The organism is Deinococcus aquaticus (genome assembly GCF_028622095.1).
Lineage (GTDB): Bacteria > Deinococcota > Deinococci > Deinococcales > Deinococcaceae > Deinococcus > Deinococcus aquaticus.
This window is the reverse complement of the sequence record NZ_CP115165.1, coordinates 2757147-2777867: the sequence shown is the minus strand read 5'-3', so window position 1 is coordinate 2777867 and position 20721 is coordinate 2757147. Positions and strand designations below refer to the sequence as shown.

Sequence of the window (20721 nt, the reverse complement as noted above, 5' to 3'; positions counted from 1 at the left end):
TCCCTTGACAAATACTGTACTGGCGGTCAGTTGCACTGCGGGCTGGTGGGGGCCTGCGGGTGCGCTAGCCTCCGGTCATGTTCGAGTCCACCTCACCGCCCGGAGCGTTGGCCGGGCCGACCCTGCTGCAACTGTCCCTGCTGGGCGGCGCGTCGTTCCGCGAGGTCACGGAACTGCTGGGCAGCCTGACCTGGGCTGAAGCCAGCGCCCCGCACGCCGGGCTGCCGCACACGCTGGCCGACGTGATCTGGCACCTGAGCGTCACGCAGCGCGCCAGCCTGAACATCGCCTCGGGCCGCGCGGACGGCTGGCCCGACGACCTGAACGTCTGGCCCGCCGCGCCACTGACCGAACCCGAATTCACGGCGGCGCACGCGGACCTGCTGGCCGGACTGCCCGAAGCGCAGGCCCTGGCCCGCGACCCCAGCAGCCGCGCCCGCGACGTGCTGACCGATCTGGCCGTGCACAGCGCGTACCACTGGGGGCAGGTGGCCCTGCTGCGCCGCCTGACCGGCACGCTGCCCGCCGCCGGGGGGGGCGCGTGAGCGTGTTCGTGGGCTCCCTGAACCCCGGCAAGGTCCGCCCGGTGCAGGAGGTCTTCACGGCCCTGGCCACCGAGCTGGGCCTTCCTTCAGGCGCGGTCGTGCAGGGCGTGAACGTGCCCAGCGGCGTGCCGGACCAGCCTATCGGCGTGCCGCAGACGGCGCTGGGTGTAGCCAACCGCGCTGCCGCTGCCCTTGCACAGCCCGGCGCGCTGTGGGGCGTGGGCCTGGAGGGCGGCGTGCGCCTGGATGAAGGGGGGAGAGGCTGGCTGTTCGGCGTGGTCGCCGTGGCGCACGCGGCGGGCGTGAACGCGGGCCGCACGGCGGAACTGCCGGTCCCACCCGCCATCCTGCCCGGCGTGCTGGGTGGTCAGGAACTCGGCACACTGATGGACGAACTGCTGGGCACGCAGGACCTCAAGCGCGGCGTGGGCACGGTCGGGGCGCTGACGGGCGGCCTCGTGACCCGCCCGGACGTGTGGCGGCAGGCACTGGCGCTCACGCTGGCCCCGTTCCTGCACCCGCACCTGTACCCGGCATCAGGGCTGTTCCCGCGCGGGTAAACACCCTTCCCGAGACACACCTAACGAACGTCTGTTAGGCTCGGGCGCATGTCCTGGAATCACACCCGCCAGATCGGCCAAGCGCAGGTCCACTCCCTGACCGACGGGCAGTTCCGCCTCGACGGGGGCGCCATGTTCGGCAGCGTCCCCAGGGTGCTGTGGGAACGCGCCGCGCCTGCCGACGACCTCAACCGCATCCGCCTGCGCATCAATCCACTGCTGATCCAGCTGGGCGGCGAGAACATCCTCGTCGAGACCGGCTTCTGGGATCAGGGCGGCGAGAAATTCGAGGGCCTGTACGGCCTCGACCGCGACGAGACCGTCTTCCGTGGTCTGGACCGCCTGGGCCTGAGCCCAGGGGACATTCACCTCGTCATCAACACGCACCTGCACTTCGACCATGCCGGGCGCAACGTCACCCTGCTGGGCGACCCGACCTTCCCGAATGCCCGCTACGTGGTACAGAAACAGGAACTTGATGACGCCCTGCACACCCATGAACGCAGCCGCGCCAGTTACGTTCCCACGTACATCGAGCCCATCCGGGACGCCGGTCTGTTCGACCTGATCGAGGGCGAACACGAGCTGCGCCCCGGCCTGAGCGTCCTGCCGCTGCCCGGCCACAACCTCGGGCAGCAGGGCGTGGTCCTGCGCAGCGAGGGCCAGACGCTGGTGTACGTCGCGGACCTGATTCCCACCCTGGCCCACGCGCCCCTGCCGTACATCATGGGCTACGACCTGTACCCGGTCACCACCCTGGAGACCCGCAAGGCCCACCTGGGCGCGTGGTTCGAGCAGAACGCCACCATCTGCACCCCCCACGACCCGGACGCGCCCTTCTCCCGCCTGCACGAGAACCCGAAGGGTGGATTCACCCTGCAAGCAGACCGCTGACAGCAGGCAGCAGAAGGCCCGCCTGGAATACCCAGGCGGGCCGTTCGCTGCAATCCTGGGATGCAGGGCGGGGCAGACCACCGACCCACTCCCCATCATCCCACTGCCCGCTTACGCCGGGTGCAGCCCCGCGAATTCCAGCCCGGTCGTTTCGGGCCAGTCCAGGGCGATGTTCAGGCTCTGGATGGCGTGTCCGGCTGTGCCTTTCACCAGATTGTCGATGGCCGACATCAGGACGACGCGGCCGGTATCCATGTCCATCTCGAAGCCGATGTCGCAGTAGTTGGTGCCGTCGAGCAGCATGGGGTCCGGGTAGCGGTGGATGCCCTTGGCGACCTTCACGATGCGGATGAAGGGCTCCTGGGCGTACACCTCGCGGTAGGCGCTCCAGACGTCGCGGTCGCTGTAGCCGTCGGGAATCCAGGCCTGCGCGGTGGTCAGGATGCCGCGCACGCGGGGGGTGCTGATGGCGGTCAGGTGCAGCGGGAAGTGCCCCGGCAACTCCTGCTGCGCCTCGGCGGTGTGGCGGTGCCCGACGGGTTTGTACACCCGCAGGCTCCCGGCGCGCTCCGGGTGATGGCTGCTGTCGCTGGCGCTCGCCCCGGCGGCGCTGCTGCCGACCAGTCCGGTGGCGATGATGTCCTTGGGCAGCAGCACGCCCAGTTTCAGCAGGGGGTACAGGGCCAGGATGACGCTGGTGGCGAAGCACCCGGCGCAGGCGATGCGGGTCGCGCCGCGCAGGTCCTCGCGGTGCAGTTCCGGGTTGCCGTACACCCACTCGCCCAGTTTGTCAGGCGTAGGGTGGTCCTCGCCGTACGTGGCGCGGTACACCTCGGGGTCTTTCAGGCGGAAGTCGGCCGAGAGGTCCACGATGATCTTGCCCTTGGCCTCGTACTCGCTGATCTTCTTGGCGGCGCTGCCGTGCGGGAGGGCCAGCACGATGATGTCGGCCTCGTCGAGTTCGGCAGCCCGGCGGAATTTGAGGTTGGTGCGGCCGCGTAGGTTGGGGTGCACCATGCTGACCATGGTCCCGGCGTTGCGTTCGCTGGTGACCTGCGTGACGTTCAGGTGGGGGTGGTTCAGGGCGAGGCGCAGGAATTCGCCTCCGGCGTAGCCGCTGCCGCCGACAATGGCGACCGTTTTCTGATCGTGCATGCTCATCGCCGCGCAGCATACCCCGCCCCGCCCCAGCCTGTCGAGTGACATGTCTTACGGTCATTGGTTTATCAAATGAAAACCGCCCCTGGAGTGACCCAGGGGCAGCCTTCAGACAGGAACGCTCAGGCTTTCGCGGGCTGCGCGCCTTCCTTGCGGCGGCGGTTCCACTCCTCGAAGTACACCACCAGCGGCGCCACGATATAGATGCTGGAGTACGTCCCGATCAGGATGCCCACCAGCAGCACCAGACTGAAGTCCCGCAGCACCGGCCCGCCGAAGATCAGCAGGCTCAGCAGCGGCAGCATCGTACTGATCGACGTCATGATCGTGCGCGACAGCGTCTGGTTGATCGACATGTTCACGATCTCACGGTACGGCCGGCCACGCATCTCCTTGATGTTCTCCCGGATACGGTCGGACACGATGATTGAGTCGTTCAGCGAGTACCCGATCAATGTCAGCAGCGCCGCCACGCTGGCGATCGAGAATTCCAGGCCCAGCAGCGAGTACAGACCCATCACGATCGCCACGTCGTGCACGACCGCCAGGATGCTGCCCATCCCCATGATGAAGTCGAAGCGGAAGCCCACGTACACCAGAATGAGTCCCATGCCCAGCAGCACGGCGTAGATGGTCTTCTGCGTCAACTCCTGACCCACGGCCGGCCCCACCGTCTCGGTGGACTGCACCTCGCCCTGCGGCAGCGCTGTGATCGCCCCGGACAGCTTCTGCACCTCGGCGGTCGTCAGTTCCGGCACCTTGATGGTGTACGTCGCGCCGTCCACGCCGGGCGTCACGTCACGCTGTACCACGGTGCTCTGCCCGTTGATCTTCTCCACGCCCGCCCCGGTCGCGGCCTCCCGCACCTGCTCGGTCGTCGTGGCCGACGACGTCTTGATGGCGACCGTCGTGCCGGACGTGAAGTCCACGCCGTAATTCATGCCCTTGCTCGCCAGGACGCCCACACCCACCAGCGCCAGCAGCACGCTGAGCGTCGTGATGAACTTCGCCGGACGGATGAAATCGATCCGCGTGTCCTTGATCCACTGCGGCGCACTCATGTTAGGCCTGCGCTGCGCGAGCCACTCCATGAACCACTTCGCGAACACCAGGTTCGAGAAGGTCGCCGCGACCACGCCGATCATCAGCGTCACCGCGAAGCCCTTCACCGGACCCGTCGAGTAGTTGTACAGCGCCAGCGCCGACAGCAGGTGCGAGGCGTTCACGTCCAGAATCGCGGCCGTCGAGTGATCGTACCCGGCGCGGATCGAGTTCTTAATGCCCTTGCCCCGGTACAGTTCTTCCTTGATGCGCTCGAAGGAAATCACGTTGCCGTCCACGGCCGCGCCGATGGTCAGCACCAGGCCAGCGATGCCGGGCAGCGTCAGCGTGGCCCCGAAGCCCGCCAGCATGCCCAGGATCACGATGCTGGAGAACAGCAGACCCAGCGCCCCCACCAGCCCGAACCAGAAGCCGTAGTACGCGAACAGCATCACGAACACCAGCGCGATCCCTACCAGGGCCGCGGTGGCGCCGCTGCGGATCGCGTCGGCCCCCAGCGTCGGCCCGATGGCCTTCTCGGCTTCCGTCCTGATCTTGATGGGCAGCGCCCCTGACTTCAGGACCAGCGCCAGCTGACTCGCTTCCTGCGCGTCGAAGCTGCCCGTGATCTGCACGTCACGGAACAGACGCTGCTGAATGGTCGCCACGCTCTGAATCTGATCGTCCAGCACCACGGCCATCAGCTTCCCGACGTTCTTCCCGGTGAACTCCCCGAAGGTGTTCGCGCCCTTGTCCGTGTTCTGGAAGGTGACCACCCAGCGCCCGGACGTGGGGTCCGTGGCACTCTGTGCGTCCGAGATGACCTCGCCCGTCGCCTCGACCGGCCCCAGCTGCGCCAGGGTGTAGCCGCCGGTCTGCGGTTTCTCGCTGGCCAGCGTGGCGTCCGGCTGCGCGTTGGCCTGCACGATCCGGAACTCCAGGCGGGCCGTCTGCCCGATGATTTCACGCGCGCGGTTCTGCACGGCGGGCGTCGCACCCGGAATCTCCACGACCACGCGCTTGCCGCCCGCGACCGTCACGGTCGGCTCGGCCACGCCCAGCGCGTTCACGCGGTTCTCGATGACGGTCTTCACGCGCTCCAGTTCTTCCTTGGTGGCCGACCCCGACTCGGGGGCCAGCTCAATCCGCAGGCCCCCCTTGAGGTCCAGGCCCAGCGTCATGAACTGGAACTTGTCATTCCAGACGCTCCACAGGTTGTCCTTGTGCTCCCAGGGACGCCAGATGTACGCCACGCTGGCCAGCAGCACCAGCAGCAGCAGCAGGCCAGTGAGCAGGCTCGGTTTACCGGCGGACGGCGCGGCGCGGCGCGGCGGCGGACGCCGACCATTCTTGTTGCGATTGTTGCTGTAAGTCACGAAAACACTCCAGAGAAAAGATTGAAAGAAAGCGGCAGATCCCACCCGTTCGGGAGGACTGATACGGACTCCGATGGAATGGTTTGCAAAAATCGTTCCATCCGAGCGGATGCGAGTGGGAGCCCTGCGGATTCCGGTCGTGGAGTTGGCAACCCGGTGCTGTCCCGGGTTGTTAACGAAACAGACGGAATCCGTATGATTCAGGGCGGGTCCAGGCGGCGCAGGCAGCGGCGGTCCAGTCGCTGTCCGGTCAGCCGCCGTCCGACTGCCGCCGCCCCAGCACGCTCAGGTCCACGCGGCGCAGCGGCGCGGTCCACACCCACGGGCGCACCAGGGCCAGCAGGCGCGGCGCGGGGAGCCGGTATGGTTCCGGCGGCGGCGCCGAGGCCAGCGGGACCGGCGCCGGTGGCGACGGAGCTGGCCGTGCTTCCGGCAGTGCCGGCGTGACCCGGCCCGCCGACATGCGCGCCCCCACATCCGGCGCAGGCACCGGCGTACCCAGCAGCACGGCCAGCAGCGACATCAGCGTCAGCACCCCAGGCCACGCATGCAGGTACACCTGCCACGCACGGACGGAAGAAAGCAGACGATTCAAAGCGCCGCAGCATACCAGACCCGCGCCCCGTCCCGTTCCCACCCGCACACCATGCGCGCCCCATCCCCCAGCCCCAGCCCTCAGTCCTGGCTCTGGCCCTGGCCGTTAGCCGCCTCTTAACACGTGCCGGGCAGACTGCCGGTGTGGCCGAGCTCCGGAGCAGGCCACGCGCCGCACCCCAACCCCCATCCACCCGTCCGGCCCCGCCGCGCCCGCCGCGTCATGAACGGCCCGCGCCGCACCCCGGACCCCCACCCAACCAGTACGGAGCGTGACCCCATGAAGAACCAACTGAACCGCCTGCCCCTGATCGCCCTGGCCGCCCTGCCCCTGACCGTGGGCCTCGTGTTCGCCCAGCAGGGCAGCGCCAGCACCGCCGCCGACACCACTGGCACCGACATCACCGCCCAGGCCCCGCAGCGCGTGAAACCCGCCCAGCCCGGCCAGACCCAGCCCGGCCAGACCCAGCCCGGCCAGACGCAGAACGGCCAGACACAGGGCCAGCAGGACCGCGCCGCCCGCAGCGGCACCAACTACACCGACACCTTCCTCAAGAACCTCGCCGCGCAGCTGAACACCACCCCCGACAAGCTCAAGGCAGCCGCTCTGAAGGCCGGAACGACCACCATCGACGCCGCCGTGAAGGCCGGGGACATCCCCGCCGACCGGGCCGCCGAGATGAAAACGCACCTCGCTGAGAACCCCTTCGCGTTCGGCGGACGTGGCCCCGGCGGCCGCGGCGACCATGGACCCCGTGACGCGAGCGGCCCCCGCGACGGCGACGGTCAGCGTGGCCCGCGCGGTCAGCAGCCCGGCGCTCCGGCCGGCAGCGCGGATCAGGGCAGCACCGACCAGGGCGGCGCCGCCGCCAGCGACACCACCAGCGGCACCTGAACCCCACACCCTGACCCCCCAGAAGCCCCCCGTCCCCGTGGCGGGGGGTTGGTCATGTGAGGCGCCCACGCCGTCAGCTGGCAGGCACAATCGGCAGGGTGACTGCCTTTACCCTCAAGACCGCCCGCGTCCCGTCCGGACTGGGTGTTCGCTGGCTGGCGTGCTGGTTGCTGCTGATCTTCCTGAACTGGTATGGCGTGACCCTGACGCCCCTGGCGCGGCGGCTGGCGGGCGAGACCGGGCCGCCCCTGACGGACGAGCCGCCCAGCGCGTTCATCCTGTTCGGCCTGAACGCGGGACTGGCCCTGATCGTCGCGTTCGCCTGGGGCCGCGCCGAGGGTGACCGGGGCTGGACGGCCCGCGCCGCCCCCTGGGTCATGCGCGCGGTGCGGCTGTACCTGGCATATATCCTGTTCAGCTACGGATGGCAGAAGGTGTTCCTGCTCCAGATGCCCCAGCCGGACCACAGCGACCTCCTGACCCGCTTCGGGCAGATGAACCACATGAGCCTGCTGTGGCGCACCGTCGGGGCCTCGCCGCTGTTCCAGTTCGTGGGCGGCGCGCTGGAAGTGCTGCCCGCGTTCCTGCTGCTGCACCGCCGCACGGCGCTCGCCGGGGCGCTGCTGGCCGTTCCGGTCCTGAGCTTCGTGCTGCTGCTGAACCTGAGCTTCAACGTGTTCGTGAAGCTCGGGGCCGCCAACCTGCTGCTGCTCGCCGTGGCGATCCTGTGGCCTCACCTGCCGAACCTCTGGCGCGCCCTGCGGAACGAACCCACCCGGCCCCTGCCTGCCCCGACGGGACTGCCCGGCCCCCGCCCGCTGCGGGCACTCGCGCGGCTGGCAGTCGCGGGGTACGTCACCTGTGCGCCCCTCCTGACCACCCTGGACTACGTGCAGAAATGGTCCCCCCGGCCCGTTCCCCACGACCTCGCGGGCGTGTACCGCGTCACCGCCGACACCCGACCTGCCCCCGATATCGCGAACGACTGCCGCTGGCGCACCCTGGCCCTGGATGCCTACCGCACCAGCCTTGCGCCGCTGTACCGCATCGAGTGGATGAACTGCCCGAATGACCCCGCCACAGGAGCCGGACGCTATGAGGGCAGCGGTCAGACCCTCACCCTGACCCCGGTCCACGGCTCCCCGCAGCGCCTGCGCTGGACGCGGCGGGACTCACAGCTCACCCTGACCGGCCAGGAGAACGGCGTTCTTTTCACCCTCACCCTGGAACCCGCGCCCGCCCGCGACACCCGCCTGCGTGACGACCACTGGCGACTGTTCGTCACGCCCGCCGCCAACAAGTGACCGCCGCCACGAAAAAGCCGGAACCCCACGCGGAGGTTCCGGCCCTTACGGTGAAGTTTAGTTCTGCTCGACTTCCACCATTTCGCTGGCTTCGATGATGTCGCCTTCCATCACGTCGTTCCAGTCCACGTTGATTCCGCACTCATAGCCGGTCTGCACTTCGCGGACGTCGTCCTTGAAGCGCTTGAGGCCCACGATGGTGCCCTCGTACACGACCTGCTTGCCGCGCGTGACCTTGGCTTTCGCGTTGCGTTTCAGGCTGCCGTCCGTGACGTACGAACCGGCGATGGTGCCGCTCTTGGGGTGCTTGATCAGCATGCGGACCTCGGCGCGGCCCAGGTACTTCTCCTCGAACACGGGTTCGACGTTGCCCTTGATCAGGCGGTCGACCTCGTCGATGAGTTCGTAGATGATCCGGAAGGACTTGATGTCCACGTCCTTGCCGTCCGCGACCTTCTTCACGCCACCCGAGGCGGTCACGCTGAAGCACAGGATGGTCGCCTCGGCGGTGCTGGCCAGCAGCACGTCACCCTCGGTGGGCGCGCCGATGCCGGCGAGCATCACGTTGATCTTGACGTCGTCGCTTTCCTTGCGGGCCAGGATGCCCTGGATCGCCTCGACGCTGCCCTGCGTGTCGGCGCGCAGGATCAGGTTCACGGTGCGCACGCTGCCGAGCGGCCCCATCATTTCTTCCAGGGTCAGGCGGCGCTGCACGCGGGCGTTCTCGGCGTCACGGCGGTCACTGGCGCGCGCGGCAACGATCTCGCGGGCGGCGTGCTCGTTCTTGGCGCTCTGAACTTTCTCGCCGCTGCTGGGCACCTCGCTGAAGCCCAGGACCTGTACGGGCGTGCTGGGTCCGGCTTCCTTGATGCGCGCGCCGTTGCTGTCGGTCATGGCCTTGATCTTGCCGTAGTTCTCACCGACGACCAGGAAGTCGCTGACGTGCAGCGTGCCTTCCTGCACCATGACGGTGGCCAGCACGCCCGCCTGCTTGTCGACCTTGCCTTCGATGATCACGCCGCCGAAGGTCCCCTTGGGGTCGGCGCGCAGGTCTTCGAGTTCGGCGGTCAGGCTGATGTACTCCAGCAGGTCCTCGACGCCCTCGCCGGTCTTGGCGGAGACGGGCACGACCACGAGGTCGCCGCCGTACTCTTCGGGCACGAGGTTCAGCTGGGTCAGGTCGGTTTTCACGCGGTCCGGGTCGGCCTGGGGCAGGTCGACCTTGTTGATGGCGATCAGCATGGGGACCTTGGCAGCCTGCGCGTGCGCGATGGCCTCGCGGGTCTGGGGCATCAGGCTGTCGTCGGCGGCAATCACGATGATCGCGATGTCGGCGACGTTCGCACCGCGCGCGCGGATGGTCGTGAAGGCCTCGTGGCCGGGCGTGTCGATGAACACGATCTTGCCCTTGCTGGTCTGCGCTTCGAACGCCCCGACGTGCTGGGTGATGCCCCCGGCTTCCTTGGCGGCGACCTTGGTCTTGCGGATGTAGTCCAGCAGGCTGGTCTTACCGTGGTCGACGTGACCCATGATCGTCACGACTGGCGCGCGGTGCGGCACTTCCTCGCTGGAGGTGGGCGCGTCTGCCTGCGGGGCGGGCGCGGCGCTTCCGGCGTCCGTGGGGGTGTCGCTCTCAGGGGCGGCGGTGGCCTGTGCGGGCGCTCCGCCAGCCTGGGCGGCTTCCTCGGCCAGCATTTCCTTGATCAGATCCACGGTTTCTTCCTCGATGGTGCTGCTGACGCTCTTGTACGAGACGCCCAGACCGTCGAGCAGTTCCAGCATCTTGGCATTCTCGACGCCAAGATCCTTGGCGAGGGTATAAATTCGAACTTTCGACATGCTCACCTCCGGTGAGACCCGTCACGGCCCTTAAGGGGCAGCGTGCGGGGTTGATTCGGTTGAAGCGGTTGAGGTGGCGCGGCTGGCCTTCTCCCGTCCGGAACGTACGGTCCCGGCCGTGACCGGCTGGGTTTCCCCGCTGGAGGGGGCCAGTGCGCCCGTCAGGGCGGCGGCCACCTGCGGGGCCTGCGCGCCGAATGCGCGGCGCAACCTCCGGTCCTGCCAGCAGTCCGGCGTGTCGCTGCACACGTACGCGCCGCGCCCGGCCCGGTGCCCCGCGCTGAGGCTCCACGCGCCGTCCACCCGCGTCAGGCGCGTCAGCGCCGACTGGGGCCGCTTGCGGCGGCACGCCACGCAGGTCCGTTCCGGCGTGTGCCGGTCCGGGGCGTGCCGGTCCGGGGCGTGGGTGGGGGCGGGGGAGGCCGTCAACACTTACTCCTGAACGTCGTCCGGGCTGGCGGTCGCGACCGACTTGCTGTCCTTGAACAGCGCGTCGAACGCGGACTGGGCGTTGCCGCTGTCGCGGCCTTCCTGCTCGTCGGCCAGCGCCTGCTGCATCGCGGCGTCCAGGTCGCTGATCGCGGCCGTTTCACGCAGGTCGATCTTGAACCCGGTCAGCTTGGCTGCCAGGCGCACGTTCTGCCCGCCCTTACCGATGGCCAGGGACAGCTGGTCGGGCGTGACGGTCACGGTCGCCTCGCGGCGGTCGGGCAGCACCTCGATCAGACCCACCTTGGCGGGGCTCAGGGCATTGCGGATGAAGTCGCGGGTGTTCGCGTCCCAGAGGATCACGTCCACACGCTCGCGGCCCAGTTCGCCCGTGACGGCCTGAATGCGGTTCCCGCGGTGCCCGATGCACGCACCGATGGGATCCACGTTGCTGTTATGCGAGAACACCGCGACCTTGCTGCGCTGACCGGCCTCGCGGCTGATGGCCTTGACCTCCACGATGCCGTTGGCGACCTCGGGAATCTCCTGCTTGAGCAGGTAGTCCAGCAGACGCTCGTCGGCGCGGCTTGCCAGGATGGTCGGACCCTTGGGGGTCTTGCGGACCTCTTTCAGGTAGATCTTCACGCGGTTGCCCGGCGTGAGTTTCTCACCCGGAATCTGCTCGCGGGGCGGCAGGATCGCCTCACCCGCGCCCAGTTCCACGAACCAGTTGCCCTTGTTGTCGCTGCGGACCACCTGCGCGGTCAGCACCTGACCCTCGCGGTCCTTGTACTCGTTGAACACCACGTTGCGCTCGGTCTCACGCATCTTCTGCGTCAGGGTCTGCTTGGCGGCCTGCAGAGCGATACGGCTGAACTTCTCACGGTCGACGGGGAACTCCATCTCCATGCCGACTTCCACGCCAGGATCGAGTTCCAGCGCGTCGGCCAGCGAGATCTGAAGGTGCTCGTCCTCGACCTTCTCCACGACCTCGCGCACCACGAGCACTTCCAGCTCGCCGCTCTGCGGATCCAGGTGAACTTCGATGCGCTTGTCGGGCTCCACGTTGCGGGTGTACGCCTGCGCGAGCGACTGCTCGAACGCCTCGATCAGCTGCATCTCGTTGATGTTACGGGCCTGCGCCACTTCACGCAGGGCGTCGGCAAAGTTGAATTCTGGCTGGGTCATCTCACTCTTTTCCTTTACTAGAATCCGGGCGGCCCGCGCGTGGCAGGCCCCGCCCGATTTAACGGTGGCGGTCCGGGAACTCCGCGAGGTTCGCCTGGAACGACCCGGCGCTCAGGGTCACGCGCTCACCGGCCACATCGAACGAGATCATCTCGCCGTCCACTGCGGCAATCGGGGCGGTGAACGCCTGCCCCTCACCGCGCACGCGGGCCTTGAGGCCCAGCATCCGCTCGAAGTGCCGGGCGCGCGTCAGCGGCCGCTTGCTGCCGGGCGACTCGAACTCCAGGCGGTACTCACCGGCGATCGGGTCCACCCGGTCGAACTCGGCTTCCGATGCGCGGCTGGCCTTCGTCAGGTCCTCGACGGTCACGGGCTGCTCGTCCAGACGGTCGATGCGGACCAGCACGATCGGCTGGCCGCCCAGGTTCTGCACCTGCACTTCCAGCACCTCGAACCCCAGCGGGGTCAGTGCGGTCTGCGCGATCTGCATCAGTTGATTGTTACTTCCGTTGTTATTCATATTGTGTCGGCTGGGAAACAGCCTGAAAACCACCCCCTCCACGAAAAAAGGTGGGTTGCCACCCACCCCTCGTTCGAGGAATTACCCCCCCAGTATACCCGAAGACCCGGCAGGGGCGCGCGCTCCCTCACAATGCTGTGCGCCCGCCCCCCTTGCAACGCCGCCCGCCGCCCCTTAAGATGTCAGGCCGCAGCGGGCGGTTAGCTCAGCGGTAGAGCGCTCGCCTTACACGCGATTGGTCGGGGGTTCAAATCCCTCACCGCCCACCACACACAGCGTCCCCGGATGGAATGTCCGGGGACGCTGCTTTTGTCTGTGGTCAGGGAGCGCGCTCGGGAAGTGGGGAGTAGGCCATGCGCTGTTGTGTGTGGCCGGCTGCCTGATAGCGGCCTTCGCCCCACGCGCACGCTGTTCCACCCGCCCGCTCAGGGCCCCGCGCTCACTCCATTTCCAGCAGCATGCGGTGCGCCAGTCCCCGCCCGGAGGCGATCTGCCACGCGGCGCGGGAGTTGCCCTGCGTGACGGCCGCCATGAATTTCGGGTCGGCGCCCAGGGTGGTCAGCAGCCAGAAGTCACCCCAGACTTCAATGCCCCACTCCTGGCGCATGGCGCGGGCGGCAGCCACCCAGATGGGTTCGGACAGGTGCTCCAGGGGCGCAATGAAGTGCAGTTCGCCGTCGGTGCCGGGCGTGCGAGCGACCTCACGGCGGTACTCGGCCTGCTCGCGGCGGGTCATGCGTTCCAGGGTGCCGCTCTCGCAGTACGTGGCGGGAAAGGCGCTGAAGGTGTCGCGGCAGCGGGTGGGGCGCGCCTCGTACTGGCTGCACCCGCCGGTCTCGCGGTTCAGGATCGGGCAGTACCCGACCTCGTCGCGGTGGCGCTGCACGTACTGCTCGTCGCTGCGGGCAGTGCGGGCGTTGGCGACGGCGGCGCGCGCGTGCGCCTCGACCGCGCGGGCCTGATCGGGGTTCAGGGCGGCCGTCATGATCAGCGCCTCGGCCAGACTGACGCGGATGGGCATGTTGCAGCACGCGAAGCAACCGGCGCCGCAGAACACCTGTCCGCCCTGCTGCGTGTACCGGCCGAGCCAGCGCGTGGCCTGCTGCGCGTACCGGGCGTACCCGTGCCGGACCGGGTCGGTCACGTTGGAATGGGGGGTGGGTGAGGCGTGCGTCATGGCGCGCAGCGTAGCGCGGGTATACTACGCGTAACGTGTTCCGACGCCCCCGCACCCCGCCACCGGCCCCAGGCAGTCCTGACCCGCGCAAGACCGGGATCTCGGTGTCTGGTGAGCCGCTCGATCCGACCCGCGTGCTGGCCGATCTGCTCTCACGCCCCTCCCTGGAAGGAATTCTGGAGGGCGCACTCTCGTACGCGGCGACCCTGCTGGGCGGGAACGCCCAGGGGTTCGCGGTGGTTCGGCGCGGGCAGGACCGCGTGGCCGCCGTGTTCGGGTACCCGAAGGACCTGATGGGCGCCGCCCTGAGTGGCCCGTGGTCCGGGATGCGGCCGCGCGTGCTGGCCGACGGCACCCGCGAACTGTACGAGCAGAACGGCCCCGAGGCGGCCGCGTTGCTGGACAGCTGCGGCATGCGGGACGTGACCGTGTCGCTGGTCGTGCCCCTGAGTGACCGGGGCCGCAACCTGGGCGCGCTGGTCCTGGACCGCACGGGCGCCGAGGGTGTCACGCCGGGCGCGCAGGAGGCCGTGACCAAGTGGGCGGCGGCCGTGGCGCCCCTGCTGGGCATTCTGGAAGGCCGCGAGGAGTGGAAGACGGCGGCCCGGCAACTGACGGGCGCGCTCGTCGAGGCGGTCGAGAGCCGCGAGTTCGACTCGCTGGGGCACGCACAGTCCGTGGCGGACACCAGCCTGAAACTGGGCCGCCTGATCGGACTGGCCGACCGGGAACTGGAAGAACTGTGGTACGCCGCGACCCTGCACGACCTGGGCAAGATTCACGGCGAGGCCGGGCACGCCCTGGTCGGCGCGAACTTCCTGCATGGCGTGCCGCACCTCGCAGAGACGCAGAAAGCCATTCGCCACCACCATGAACGCTGGGACGGTCAGGGCGAACCCGACAAGCTGGCCGGCGAGGACATTCCGCTGTACGCCCGCATCCTGGCCGTTGCGAACGCGTTCGTGCGGATGGGCGACGTGGAACGCCTGAAACCACACGCCGGCAAGGCCCTGGACGCCCGACTGGTGGGCCTGCTGGAGAAACTGTCCCGGTGATCACGCCGCGCGCGCAAGCCCCCGGCGCCCGGAGCGCCCTTTGACCCCCAGGCGCGCCCACCCCGGCGAGGAACCCGCCCCGCGCTTCCCGGTTCTCGAGGCCCGCTTCGGGATCCTGAGCCCCATGGACGCCGGCATGCAGAGCCGCGTGTACGTCACGCCGGACGACGTGATCGTGAAGGTGTACCGCAACCACCAGGGTGACCACTGCACCGAGGCCGACAACCTGCGCCGCGCCGGTCTGGGCGACTGGGTGATCGACGCACTGGAAGCCGACGGGGTCGAGGCACTGGTCATGAAACGCTTTCCTGGCCACCCGCTGCGCCCCGCAGACGTGACGCGCGCCGTGCCCGCCCTGCGCGGCGTGCTGAGCGAACTGCACCGCGAGCAGCGCGGCCGCGTGGACCTGCGCCGCGTGCGCGAGCGCCTGCAACGCTTCCGCAGCGCCCTGGCCGCCTACCCGCTCGAAGATCTGTTCGACGCGGTCGAGATTCCGCTGGAACGCGGCCTGCTGGACCAGCCGGCGTCGTTCTGCCACCTGGACCTGTGGCAGGACAACATCCTGATCACCGACCCGCCCGCCCCCGAACGCCTGCTGGTGATCGACTGGACCAAGAGCGCCTGGGACGACCCGCTGCGTGACCTGGCCCTGCTGAAGACCGGCACGCTGGACCTGCTGCCCCCCGACCAGAGCCTGCGCCTGGCCCTGGAATTCCTGCCGGACCACGCGCCCGCCACCCTGACCCGTTACCGCGCGTACCTGGCCATGACGGCCCTGCACGACCTGTACTGGCTGCTGATGAACGAACCGTACGAGTTCGAGGGCCAGCGCGCCGAGAAGGTCCCGCGCGCCCACCACGCCCTGGCCCGCCTGCCTGCGCTGCCCTGAACCCGCCCTGCCCTGAACCCGCCCTGCCCTGAACCGGTGCTGGACTGACCGGCGCGGTCCCGCCTGACCGGTATCCGGCCTGAAGGGCGCCCGGAGCCGGTATCGTGGGCGGCATGGTTACTGTCGTTACCCACCCACTGGTTCAGCACAAGCTCTCGGTCATGCGTGACGTCCATACTGGCGTGAAGGAGTTCCGGGAACTGGCCGGCGAGGTCAGCCTGCTGCTGGCCTACGAGGCCATGCGCGACCTGGAAACCGTGCAGGAGACCGTGCAGACGCCCATTACGCAGGCCGAGTTCCCCATGCTGAGCGGCAAGAAACTGGCGCTGGTCGCCATTCTGCGCGCCGGGCTGATCATGACCGACGCGATCGTGCAGCTCGTCCCGGCCGCCAAGGTCGGGCACATCGGCCTGTACCGGGACCCGCAGACCCTCCAGCCGGTCGCGTACTACAACAAGCTGCCCACGGATATCGCCGAGCGCCGCGTGTTCCTGACCGACCCCATGCTCGCCACGGGCGGCAGCGCCGTGGCCGCCATCGAACGCCTGAAGGAGGCCGGCGCGACCAGCATCAAACTGATGTGCATCCTGGCCGCGCCCGAGGGGATCGCCGTGATCGAACGCGAGCACCCGGACGTGGAGATCGTCGTGGCCGCCGTGGACACGCACCTGAACGACCACGGGTACATCGTGCCGGGCCTGGGTGACGCGGGCGACCGCATCTACGGCACCAAGTAAGCCCCAGACCGTCAGGCCGGCCGGGTCAGGCCAGACCGGTCATCCCAAAGGAGGTTGAACGCCCGGTTCGCCCCGGTCAGGCTGAGCCTGTCCGCCCGGTCCCGCCGGCTTCCCCGGCCTCTTCGCCCTCTGTCTCCGGTCCGTGCAGACCCGGCGCGCTGCGTTCGCCTTTCAACGGAGCTTCCACCGGTGTTCGTCTGCGCCTGACCGGAACCGTGACCGGGCCGCCGCCCGGCCGTCATCTACAATCGGGGCCTTTATGGATTCTTTGCAGGCACTTGCTTCTCAATTCGGTATTGCCAGTCCATCCGGGCGAGGCTTTCTCAGCGTGCTGGTCACGTTCTTCACTGCGTGGATGTTCACGTGGGCGTTCATTCCGCGCCTGCGGGAGTTCGCCATCCGGGTCGGCTGGGCCGATCAGCCCAATGAACGCCGCCTGAACAAGGAACCGCTGCCCAACGCCGGGGGGCTGGCCATCTACGGCGGGTTCCTGGTGAGCATCATCGTCGCGTGGGCGCTGCGGCCCATCGCGGTGGACATCGTGAACATTCAGGTGCTGGCCATTCTGCTGGGCGCGTCCATGCTGGTACTGGTGGGCTTCATTGACGATCAGTACGGCCTGACGCCGCTGTCGCGCCTGCTGGTGCAGACCCTGGCGGCCGTGCTGCTGCTGGTCAACGACCTGCGCATCGACTTCAACGCCATTCCGTTCCTGCCGGTCGTGCCCGAACCGCTCAGCACGGTCCTGGGAACCCTGATGACCATCGTGTGGGTGCTGGCCCTCACGAACGCCGTGAATCTGCTCGACGGCGTGGACGGCGTGGTGGGCGGCGTGGCGTTCGTGGCGAGCTTCGTGCTGCTGGCCACCGCCGCGCAGTTCCCGGACCGCGCGGCCGCCGTGATCCTGCTCGCCGGCCTGTCCGGCGCGGCCCTGGGGTACCTGCGGCACAACTTCAACCCCAGCCGGATCATCATGGGCGACGCGGGCAGCACCCTGTTCGGGTACACGCTGGCCGCCGTGAGCCTGCTGGGCACCCTGAAATTCAGTGCCGGGGCCAGTCTGCTCGTGCCGCTGATCGTGCTGGCCCTGCCGCTGCTGGACACCACCCAGGTCGTGATCGGCCGGCTGGCGCGCGGCATCCGCAACCCGCTGGGCCACCCCGACAAGACCCACATTCACCACCGCGTCCTGGCCCGCACGGACAGTGCGCGCCGCACCGCCGTGATCCTGTGGCTGGTCGCGCTGGCCTGCGGCGCCCTGGGCATGAGCCTGCAGGGACTGCCGCCCACTGTGATCGGCGGAACGATTCTGGTCGTGCTGGTCTGCCTGCTGTTCGTGGCGTACCGCCGCGTGCGCGCCGACCACCGCGAGCAGGCCACCGCCGCGCAGGCCAGCCGCGCCGATTCCAGCGAGGGAAACTGACATGACCCACTCCACCAATCCCCAGACAGCAGCCGCCCAGACGGCAGACGCCAGCCGTGAATTCACGGTCGTGCTGGCCTTCGGCACCCGCCCCGAGGCGACCAAGATGGCCCCCGTGTACCGCGCCCTTGAGAACACGCCGGGCCTGCGCCCCCTGATCCTGTCGACCGGGCAGCAGCGGCAGATGCTGGACGCCGCCCTGAGCGTGTTCTCGCTCACCCCGGACCGCGACCTGAACGTCATGACCGACCGGCAGACCCTGGCGGACCTCACGGCCCGCATCGTTCCGCAGGCCGGGCGGACCCTGCGCGAGATGGGCGCCGACATGGTCCTCGTGCACGGCGACACCAGCACCAGCTTCTGCGTGGCCCTCAGCGCCTTCTACGAGGGCATTCCGGTCGGGCACGTCGAGGCCGGGCTGCGCAGCGGCAACCTGCGCGAACCCTTCCCCGAGGAAGCCAACCGCCGCCTGACCGGCGTGCTGTCCACCCTGGACTTCGCGCCCACGAACGGCAGCCGCGACAACCTGCGCCGCGAGGGCAAGAGTGACCACGGCATTTTCGTGACCGGCCAGACCGCCGTGGACGCCGTCCGCGAGGTCGCCGGGCGCGTTCCGCTGCGCCCAGAGTGGCAGGCGCGCGTGGACGCCGCTCAGCCCCTGGTGACCGTCACCATGCACCGCCGCGAGAACCAGCCCATGATGCGCGAGATGGCCCTGGCCCTGGCCCGCGTGGCGCAGGCGCACCCCGACCACCACTTCATCTACCCGGTGCACCTGTCGCCCGCCGTGCAGGAGGCCGTGCGGCCCGCGCTGGAAGGCGTGCCGAACTTCGAACTGACCGAACCGCTCGACTACAGCGACATGGCCCCCCTGATGGCCGCCTCGCGCCTGCTCGCCACCGACAGCGGCGGCCTGCAGGAGGAAGGCGCGGCGCTGGGCGTGCCGGTCGCGGTGCTGCGGAACGTCACGGAACGCCCGGAAGGCGTCGAGGCCGGCGTGCTGAAACTCGCCGGGAACGACCCCACGCAGCTCGAAACGGTCCTGAAGGACCTGCTGGGCAGCGAGGCCGAACTGCAACGCATGCGCGAGTCCCGCAACCCCTACGGCGACGGGCAGGCCGCCGGACGGATCGCCCGCGCCATCGCGTGGCACTTCGGACTTCAGGACCGCCCGGCCGACTGGGAATAGAGCCGCTCTCTGAACGGAGGCACCGGGGAATCTCGTTTCCCCGGTGCCTCCGTTCCTGTGTGTGCCGGGCGGTCCAACCACCCGCCCCGGCCCTCTTCCCATCAGCAGAGGGGCGTTGTGCCCGATGCCTTATGCTGATCGCCTGTGACCCCTGAAGGCAACCCACCCGCCGCGCACGCCCCCCCGCACCTCGCGGTGGTGCTCAACCCGAACGCCGGGGGCGGCCTCGCGCTGCACTCCTGGCCGCGACTGGAACGCGAACTGCAGGCCCGGCACCTGAGCCATGAACTGATCCGCGAACCCAGCGGCGAGGCGGCGCTGGAGCGGCTGCGGTCGCTCCCGCCCGGCACGGCCGTCATGGCGGTCGGCGGGGACGGCACGGTCGGTGCACTGCTGCCCGCACTGGTGGGAACGGGGCGGCCCCTGGCGGTCGTGCCGCTGGGAACCGGGAACGATTTCGCGGGCCTGCTGGGCCTGCGCCCCGGGGCGTTCGCCGAGGCCCTGGACCGCCTGAACTACCAGCCGCGCGCCGTGGACGCCCTGCGCGTCACCATCCGCCACGGCGACGGGGCGGGCCGCAGCCACCTGCTGCTGAACGGCCTGGGCATGGGCTTCGATTCGGACGTCACGGCGAACATGACCCGCGCGCCCGCCCGGCTGCGCGGGTTCGCCCGCTACGCGTGGTCGGCGGTCGCCACCATCCGCGAACTGAAGCTCACGCACGTGACCATCACCGCCGACGGGCAGCCCATGTACGCCGGGCCCAGCGGCATCGTGGCCGTCATGAACGGCACCCGCTACGGCGGCGGGTTTCTGATCAGCCCGGACAGTGACCTGCGCGACGGGCAGGTGAACGTCGTCGCGGGCGGCGACATGAACCGCCGGCAACTCACGGACCTGATGCTCCGCGTCCTGCGGGGCCGCCACCTGCACCACCCGCGCGTTCACACCCGCGCCGCCCGGCAGGTCACGGTCCGCTGGGACGCCCCGGTGCGCGTGCACCTCGACGGCGACCTGTACGGCCGCGTGACCGAACTGCACGTCGAAACCCTGCCCGGTGCCGTGCACCTCCTGAACGCCTGAGGGAAGGGGTGATGGTGAATGGTTGATGGGTGATGGAACCAGAACGGTGTTCCATCACCCATCAACTTTCAACCTGCTCCGGGCGTTACTTCAGTTTGGCGAGGGTCGCCTTTGCGGCTTCCAGGTCGCGTTTCTCCCAGAAGGTGTTCGCGGGGATGCTGACGGCCTTCTGGAGTTGTGCGGCGGCGTCGGCCTTGCGGCCCTGGAGGATCAGGGCGTTGGCGTACTCGATGCGGTGGACGGCCACGTCGGGCTCGAGGCTGATGGCCTTCTCGAAGTTCGGGACGATCTGCGCCTTGTCGGCGCCGCTGGCCCGCACGGCGATGAAGCCCTTGGCGACGAGGTTGGCGTTCCACAGGCCCAGCGCGACGTACGCGCCGGTCAGTTTCGGATCGAGCTTGATGGCCATGTCGAGGTTCTTCTTCATGTCGCCGGCCAGACCGAGGCTCTGGAGGATGCCGCTGAACTGCGCGAGGCGGCCCTGGGCGCGCGCCATCTCGAAGTACGCCTCGGCGTTGTTCTTGTCCTTGGCGATGGCCTGCTTGGCGTAGCCCTGGGCTTTCTCGAACAGCGCCTTTTTCTGGTTGTCGGGAACCAGCGCGGAGCCGGCGGTGGTGGCCTCGGCGGCCAGCGCGAAGCCGTCGCTGCTGTTCAGGGCGACGGCGGCAGCGGCCGCTTCCTGCCACTTGCCCTGGTCGAACAGGCTGGTGGCGGCCTGCACGGACTGGGCGGACGCGGTGACGGCAAGGGCAAGGGCGGCAGTGACGATGATTGAACGCATGAACTTCCTCCGGTGAGGTGGTGCTGTGATTTGAGTTGAACGCT

At 68.9% G+C, this 20721-nt stretch carries 20 protein-coding genes and 1 tRNA gene; 12 read left to right on the top strand and 9 right to left on the bottom strand.

Annotated features, from left to right (window positions below):
* The first annotated feature begins 77 nt into the window (after positions 1–77).
* Genes M8445_RS13460 through M8445_RS13450 form a run of 3 tightly spaced genes read left to right on the top strand, consistent with a single transcriptional unit; the run spans position 78 to position 1999 of the window.
* Positions 78–545, top strand: coding sequence for a DinB family protein (locus tag M8445_RS13460; protein ID WP_273988363.1), 468 nt, complete (start codon positions 78–80; stop codon positions 543–545).
* Positions 542–1105, top strand: coding sequence for an inosine/xanthosine triphosphatase (locus M8445_RS13455; RefSeq protein WP_273988362.1), 564 nt, complete (start codon positions 542–544; stop codon positions 1103–1105). The genes M8445_RS13460 and M8445_RS13455 overlap by 4 nt, the downstream gene beginning before the upstream one ends.
* Before the next feature lie 48 nt (positions 1106–1153).
* Positions 1154–1999 (top strand): MBL fold metallo-hydrolase, encoded by an 846-nt coding sequence (locus tag M8445_RS13450; RefSeq protein WP_273988361.1) that lies wholly within the window; start codon positions 1154–1156, stop codon positions 1997–1999.
* Between the two features lie 111 nt (positions 2000–2110).
* Here the strand turns inward: M8445_RS13450 and argC are convergent, their stop codons facing one another.
* The 3 genes from argC to M8445_RS13435 form a co-directional block, all read right to left on the bottom strand.
* Positions 2111–3154 carry an N-acetyl-gamma-glutamyl-phosphate reductase gene (gene argC, locus M8445_RS13445; RefSeq protein WP_420704107.1) on the bottom strand — a complete coding sequence of 348 codons (1044 nt, stop codon included), beginning with the start codon at positions 3152–3154 and terminating at the stop codon, positions 2111–2113.
* Positions 3155–3279: 125 nt separating this feature from the next.
* Positions 3280–5574: a protein translocase subunit SecD gene (gene secD / locus M8445_RS13440; RefSeq protein ID WP_273988358.1), complete on the bottom strand. Its 2295-nt coding sequence runs from the start codon at positions 5572–5574 to the stop codon at positions 3280–3282.
* A gap of 250 nt (positions 5575–5824) precedes the next feature.
* Entirely contained in the window at positions 5825–6169 is a 345-nt protein-coding gene (locus M8445_RS13435; protein ID WP_273988357.1) for a hypothetical protein, read from the bottom strand.
* 279 nt (positions 6170–6448) lie between these two features.
* On the opposite strand from M8445_RS13435, the gene M8445_RS13430 reads away from it, so the two are divergent.
* Both M8445_RS13430 and M8445_RS13425 read left to right on the top strand, forming a co-directional pair.
* Positions 6449–7063: a hypothetical protein gene (locus M8445_RS13430; RefSeq protein ID WP_273988355.1), complete on the top strand. Its 615-nt coding sequence runs from the start codon at positions 6449–6451 to the stop codon at positions 7061–7063.
* 98 nt (positions 7064–7161) lie between these two features.
* Positions 7162–8367 carry a hypothetical protein gene (locus M8445_RS13425; RefSeq protein ID WP_273988354.1) on the top strand — a complete coding sequence of 402 codons (1206 nt, stop codon included), beginning with the start codon at positions 7162–7164 and terminating at the stop codon, positions 8365–8367.
* A gap of 57 nt (positions 8368–8424) precedes the next feature.
* Here the strand turns inward: M8445_RS13425 and infB are convergent, their stop codons facing one another.
* From infB to rimP, 4 genes are read right to left on the bottom strand one after another with little or no spacing between them, the layout of a single operon-like run.
* The gene (gene infB, locus M8445_RS13420) at positions 8425–10206 is read right to left on the bottom strand and encodes a translation initiation factor IF-2 (protein WP_273988352.1); all 1782 of its coding nucleotides are present in this window, start codon (positions 10204–10206) and stop codon (positions 8425–8427) included.
* A gap of 30 nt (positions 10207–10236) precedes the next feature.
* Positions 10237–10635: a YlxR family protein gene (locus M8445_RS13415; protein WP_273988351.1), complete on the bottom strand. Its 399-nt coding sequence runs from the start codon at positions 10633–10635 to the stop codon at positions 10237–10239.
* Between the two features lie 3 nt (positions 10636–10638).
* A complete protein-coding gene (nusA, locus tag M8445_RS13410) occupies positions 10639–11823 on the bottom strand; it encodes a transcription termination factor NusA (RefSeq protein ID WP_273988350.1) in 1185 nt (394 codons plus the stop codon).
* 58 nt (positions 11824–11881) lie between these two features.
* Positions 11882–12343, bottom strand: a complete 462-nt coding sequence (gene rimP / locus M8445_RS13405; RefSeq protein ID WP_273988349.1) for a ribosome maturation factor RimP — start codon at positions 12341–12343, stop codon at positions 11882–11884.
* A 194-nt stretch (positions 12344–12537) separates the two neighbouring features.
* Between rimP and M8445_RS13400 the strand changes: the two genes are divergently transcribed.
* A tRNA-Val gene (locus M8445_RS13400) sits at positions 12538–12612 on the top strand.
* A gap of 170 nt (positions 12613–12782) precedes the next feature.
* Here the strand turns inward: M8445_RS13400 and M8445_RS13395 are convergent.
* Entirely contained in the window at positions 12783–13520 is a 738-nt protein-coding gene (locus M8445_RS13395) for a YkgJ family cysteine cluster protein (RefSeq protein WP_273988348.1), read from the bottom strand.
* A gap of 35 nt (positions 13521–13555) precedes the next feature.
* Between M8445_RS13395 and M8445_RS13390 the strand changes: the two genes are divergently transcribed.
* The 6 genes from M8445_RS13390 to M8445_RS13365 all read left to right on the top strand — a co-directional run bounded on the left by M8445_RS13390 (position 13556) and on the right by M8445_RS13365 (position 19896).
* Complete coding sequence (locus tag M8445_RS13390) at positions 13556–14575, top strand: HD-GYP domain-containing protein (RefSeq protein ID WP_273988347.1); 1020 nt, start codon at positions 13556–13558, stop codon at positions 14573–14575.
* Positions 14576–14615: 40 nt separating this feature from the next.
* The gene (locus M8445_RS13385) at positions 14616–15464 is read left to right on the top strand and encodes a phosphotransferase (RefSeq protein WP_273988346.1); all 849 of its coding nucleotides are present in this window, start codon (positions 14616–14618) and stop codon (positions 15462–15464) included.
* Between the two features lie 113 nt (positions 15465–15577).
* The gene (gene upp / locus M8445_RS13380; protein WP_273988345.1) at positions 15578–16201 is read left to right on the top strand and encodes a uracil phosphoribosyltransferase; all 624 of its coding nucleotides are present in this window, start codon (positions 15578–15580) and stop codon (positions 16199–16201) included.
* Between the two features lie 259 nt (positions 16202–16460).
* Positions 16461–17624, top strand: a complete 1164-nt coding sequence (locus M8445_RS13375) for an MraY family glycosyltransferase (protein WP_273988344.1) — start codon at positions 16461–16463, stop codon at positions 17622–17624.
* A gap of 1 nt (position 17625) precedes the next feature.
* Entirely contained in the window at positions 17626–18813 is a 1188-nt protein-coding gene (gene wecB / locus M8445_RS13370; RefSeq protein WP_273988343.1) for a non-hydrolyzing UDP-N-acetylglucosamine 2-epimerase, read from the top strand.
* Between the two features lie 144 nt (positions 18814–18957).
* On the top strand, positions 18958–19896 hold the full coding sequence (locus M8445_RS13365) for a diacylglycerol/lipid kinase family protein (protein WP_273988342.1): 939 nt from the start codon (positions 18958–18960) through the stop codon (positions 19894–19896).
* Positions 19897–19981: 85 nt separating this feature from the next.
* Here M8445_RS13365 and M8445_RS13360 read toward each other — a convergent pair whose 3' ends face one another.
* Complete coding sequence (locus M8445_RS13360; RefSeq protein WP_273988341.1) at positions 19982–20677, bottom strand: tetratricopeptide repeat protein; 696 nt, start codon at positions 20675–20677, stop codon at positions 19982–19984.
* Positions 20678–20721: the final 44 nt, after the last annotated feature.

Excerpts from the sequence above, each read along its gene's own strand:
- M8445_RS13460 (WP_273988363.1), top strand. The coding sequence starts at position 78 with ATGTTCGAGTCCACCTCACCGCCCGGAGCGTTGGCCGGGCCGACCCTG.
- M8445_RS13450 (WP_273988361.1), top strand. The coding sequence starts at position 1,154 with ATGTCCTGGAATCACACCCGCCAGATCGGCCAAGCGCAGGTCCACTCC.
- argC (WP_420704107.1), bottom strand. The coding sequence starts at position 3,154 with ATGCACGATCAGAAAACGGTCGCCATTGTCGGCGGCAGCGGCTACGCC.
- M8445_RS13430 (WP_273988355.1), top strand. The coding sequence starts at position 6,449 with ATGAAGAACCAACTGAACCGCCTGCCCCTGATCGCCCTGGCCGCCCTG.
- infB (WP_273988352.1), bottom strand. The coding sequence starts at position 10,206 with ATGTCGAAAGTTCGAATTTATACCCTCGCCAAGGATCTTGGCGTCGAG.
- nusA (WP_273988350.1), bottom strand. The coding sequence starts at position 11,823 with ATGACCCAGCCAGAATTCAACTTTGCCGACGCCCTGCGTGAAGTGGCG.
- rimP (WP_273988349.1), bottom strand. The coding sequence starts at position 12,343 with ATGAATAACAACGGAAGTAACAATCAACTGATGCAGATCGCGCAGACC.
- M8445_RS13395 (WP_273988348.1), bottom strand. The coding sequence starts at position 13,520 with ATGACGCACGCCTCACCCACCCCCCATTCCAACGTGACCGACCCGGTC.
- upp (WP_273988345.1), top strand. The coding sequence starts at position 15,578 with ATGGTTACTGTCGTTACCCACCCACTGGTTCAGCACAAGCTCTCGGTC.
- M8445_RS13375 (WP_273988344.1), top strand. The coding sequence starts at position 16,461 with ATGGATTCTTTGCAGGCACTTGCTTCTCAATTCGGTATTGCCAGTCCA.
- wecB (WP_273988343.1), top strand. The coding sequence starts at position 17,626 with ATGACCCACTCCACCAATCCCCAGACAGCAGCCGCCCAGACGGCAGAC.
- M8445_RS13360 (WP_273988341.1), bottom strand. The coding sequence starts at position 20,677 with ATGCGTTCAATCATCGTCACTGCCGCCCTTGCCCTTGCCGTCACCGCG.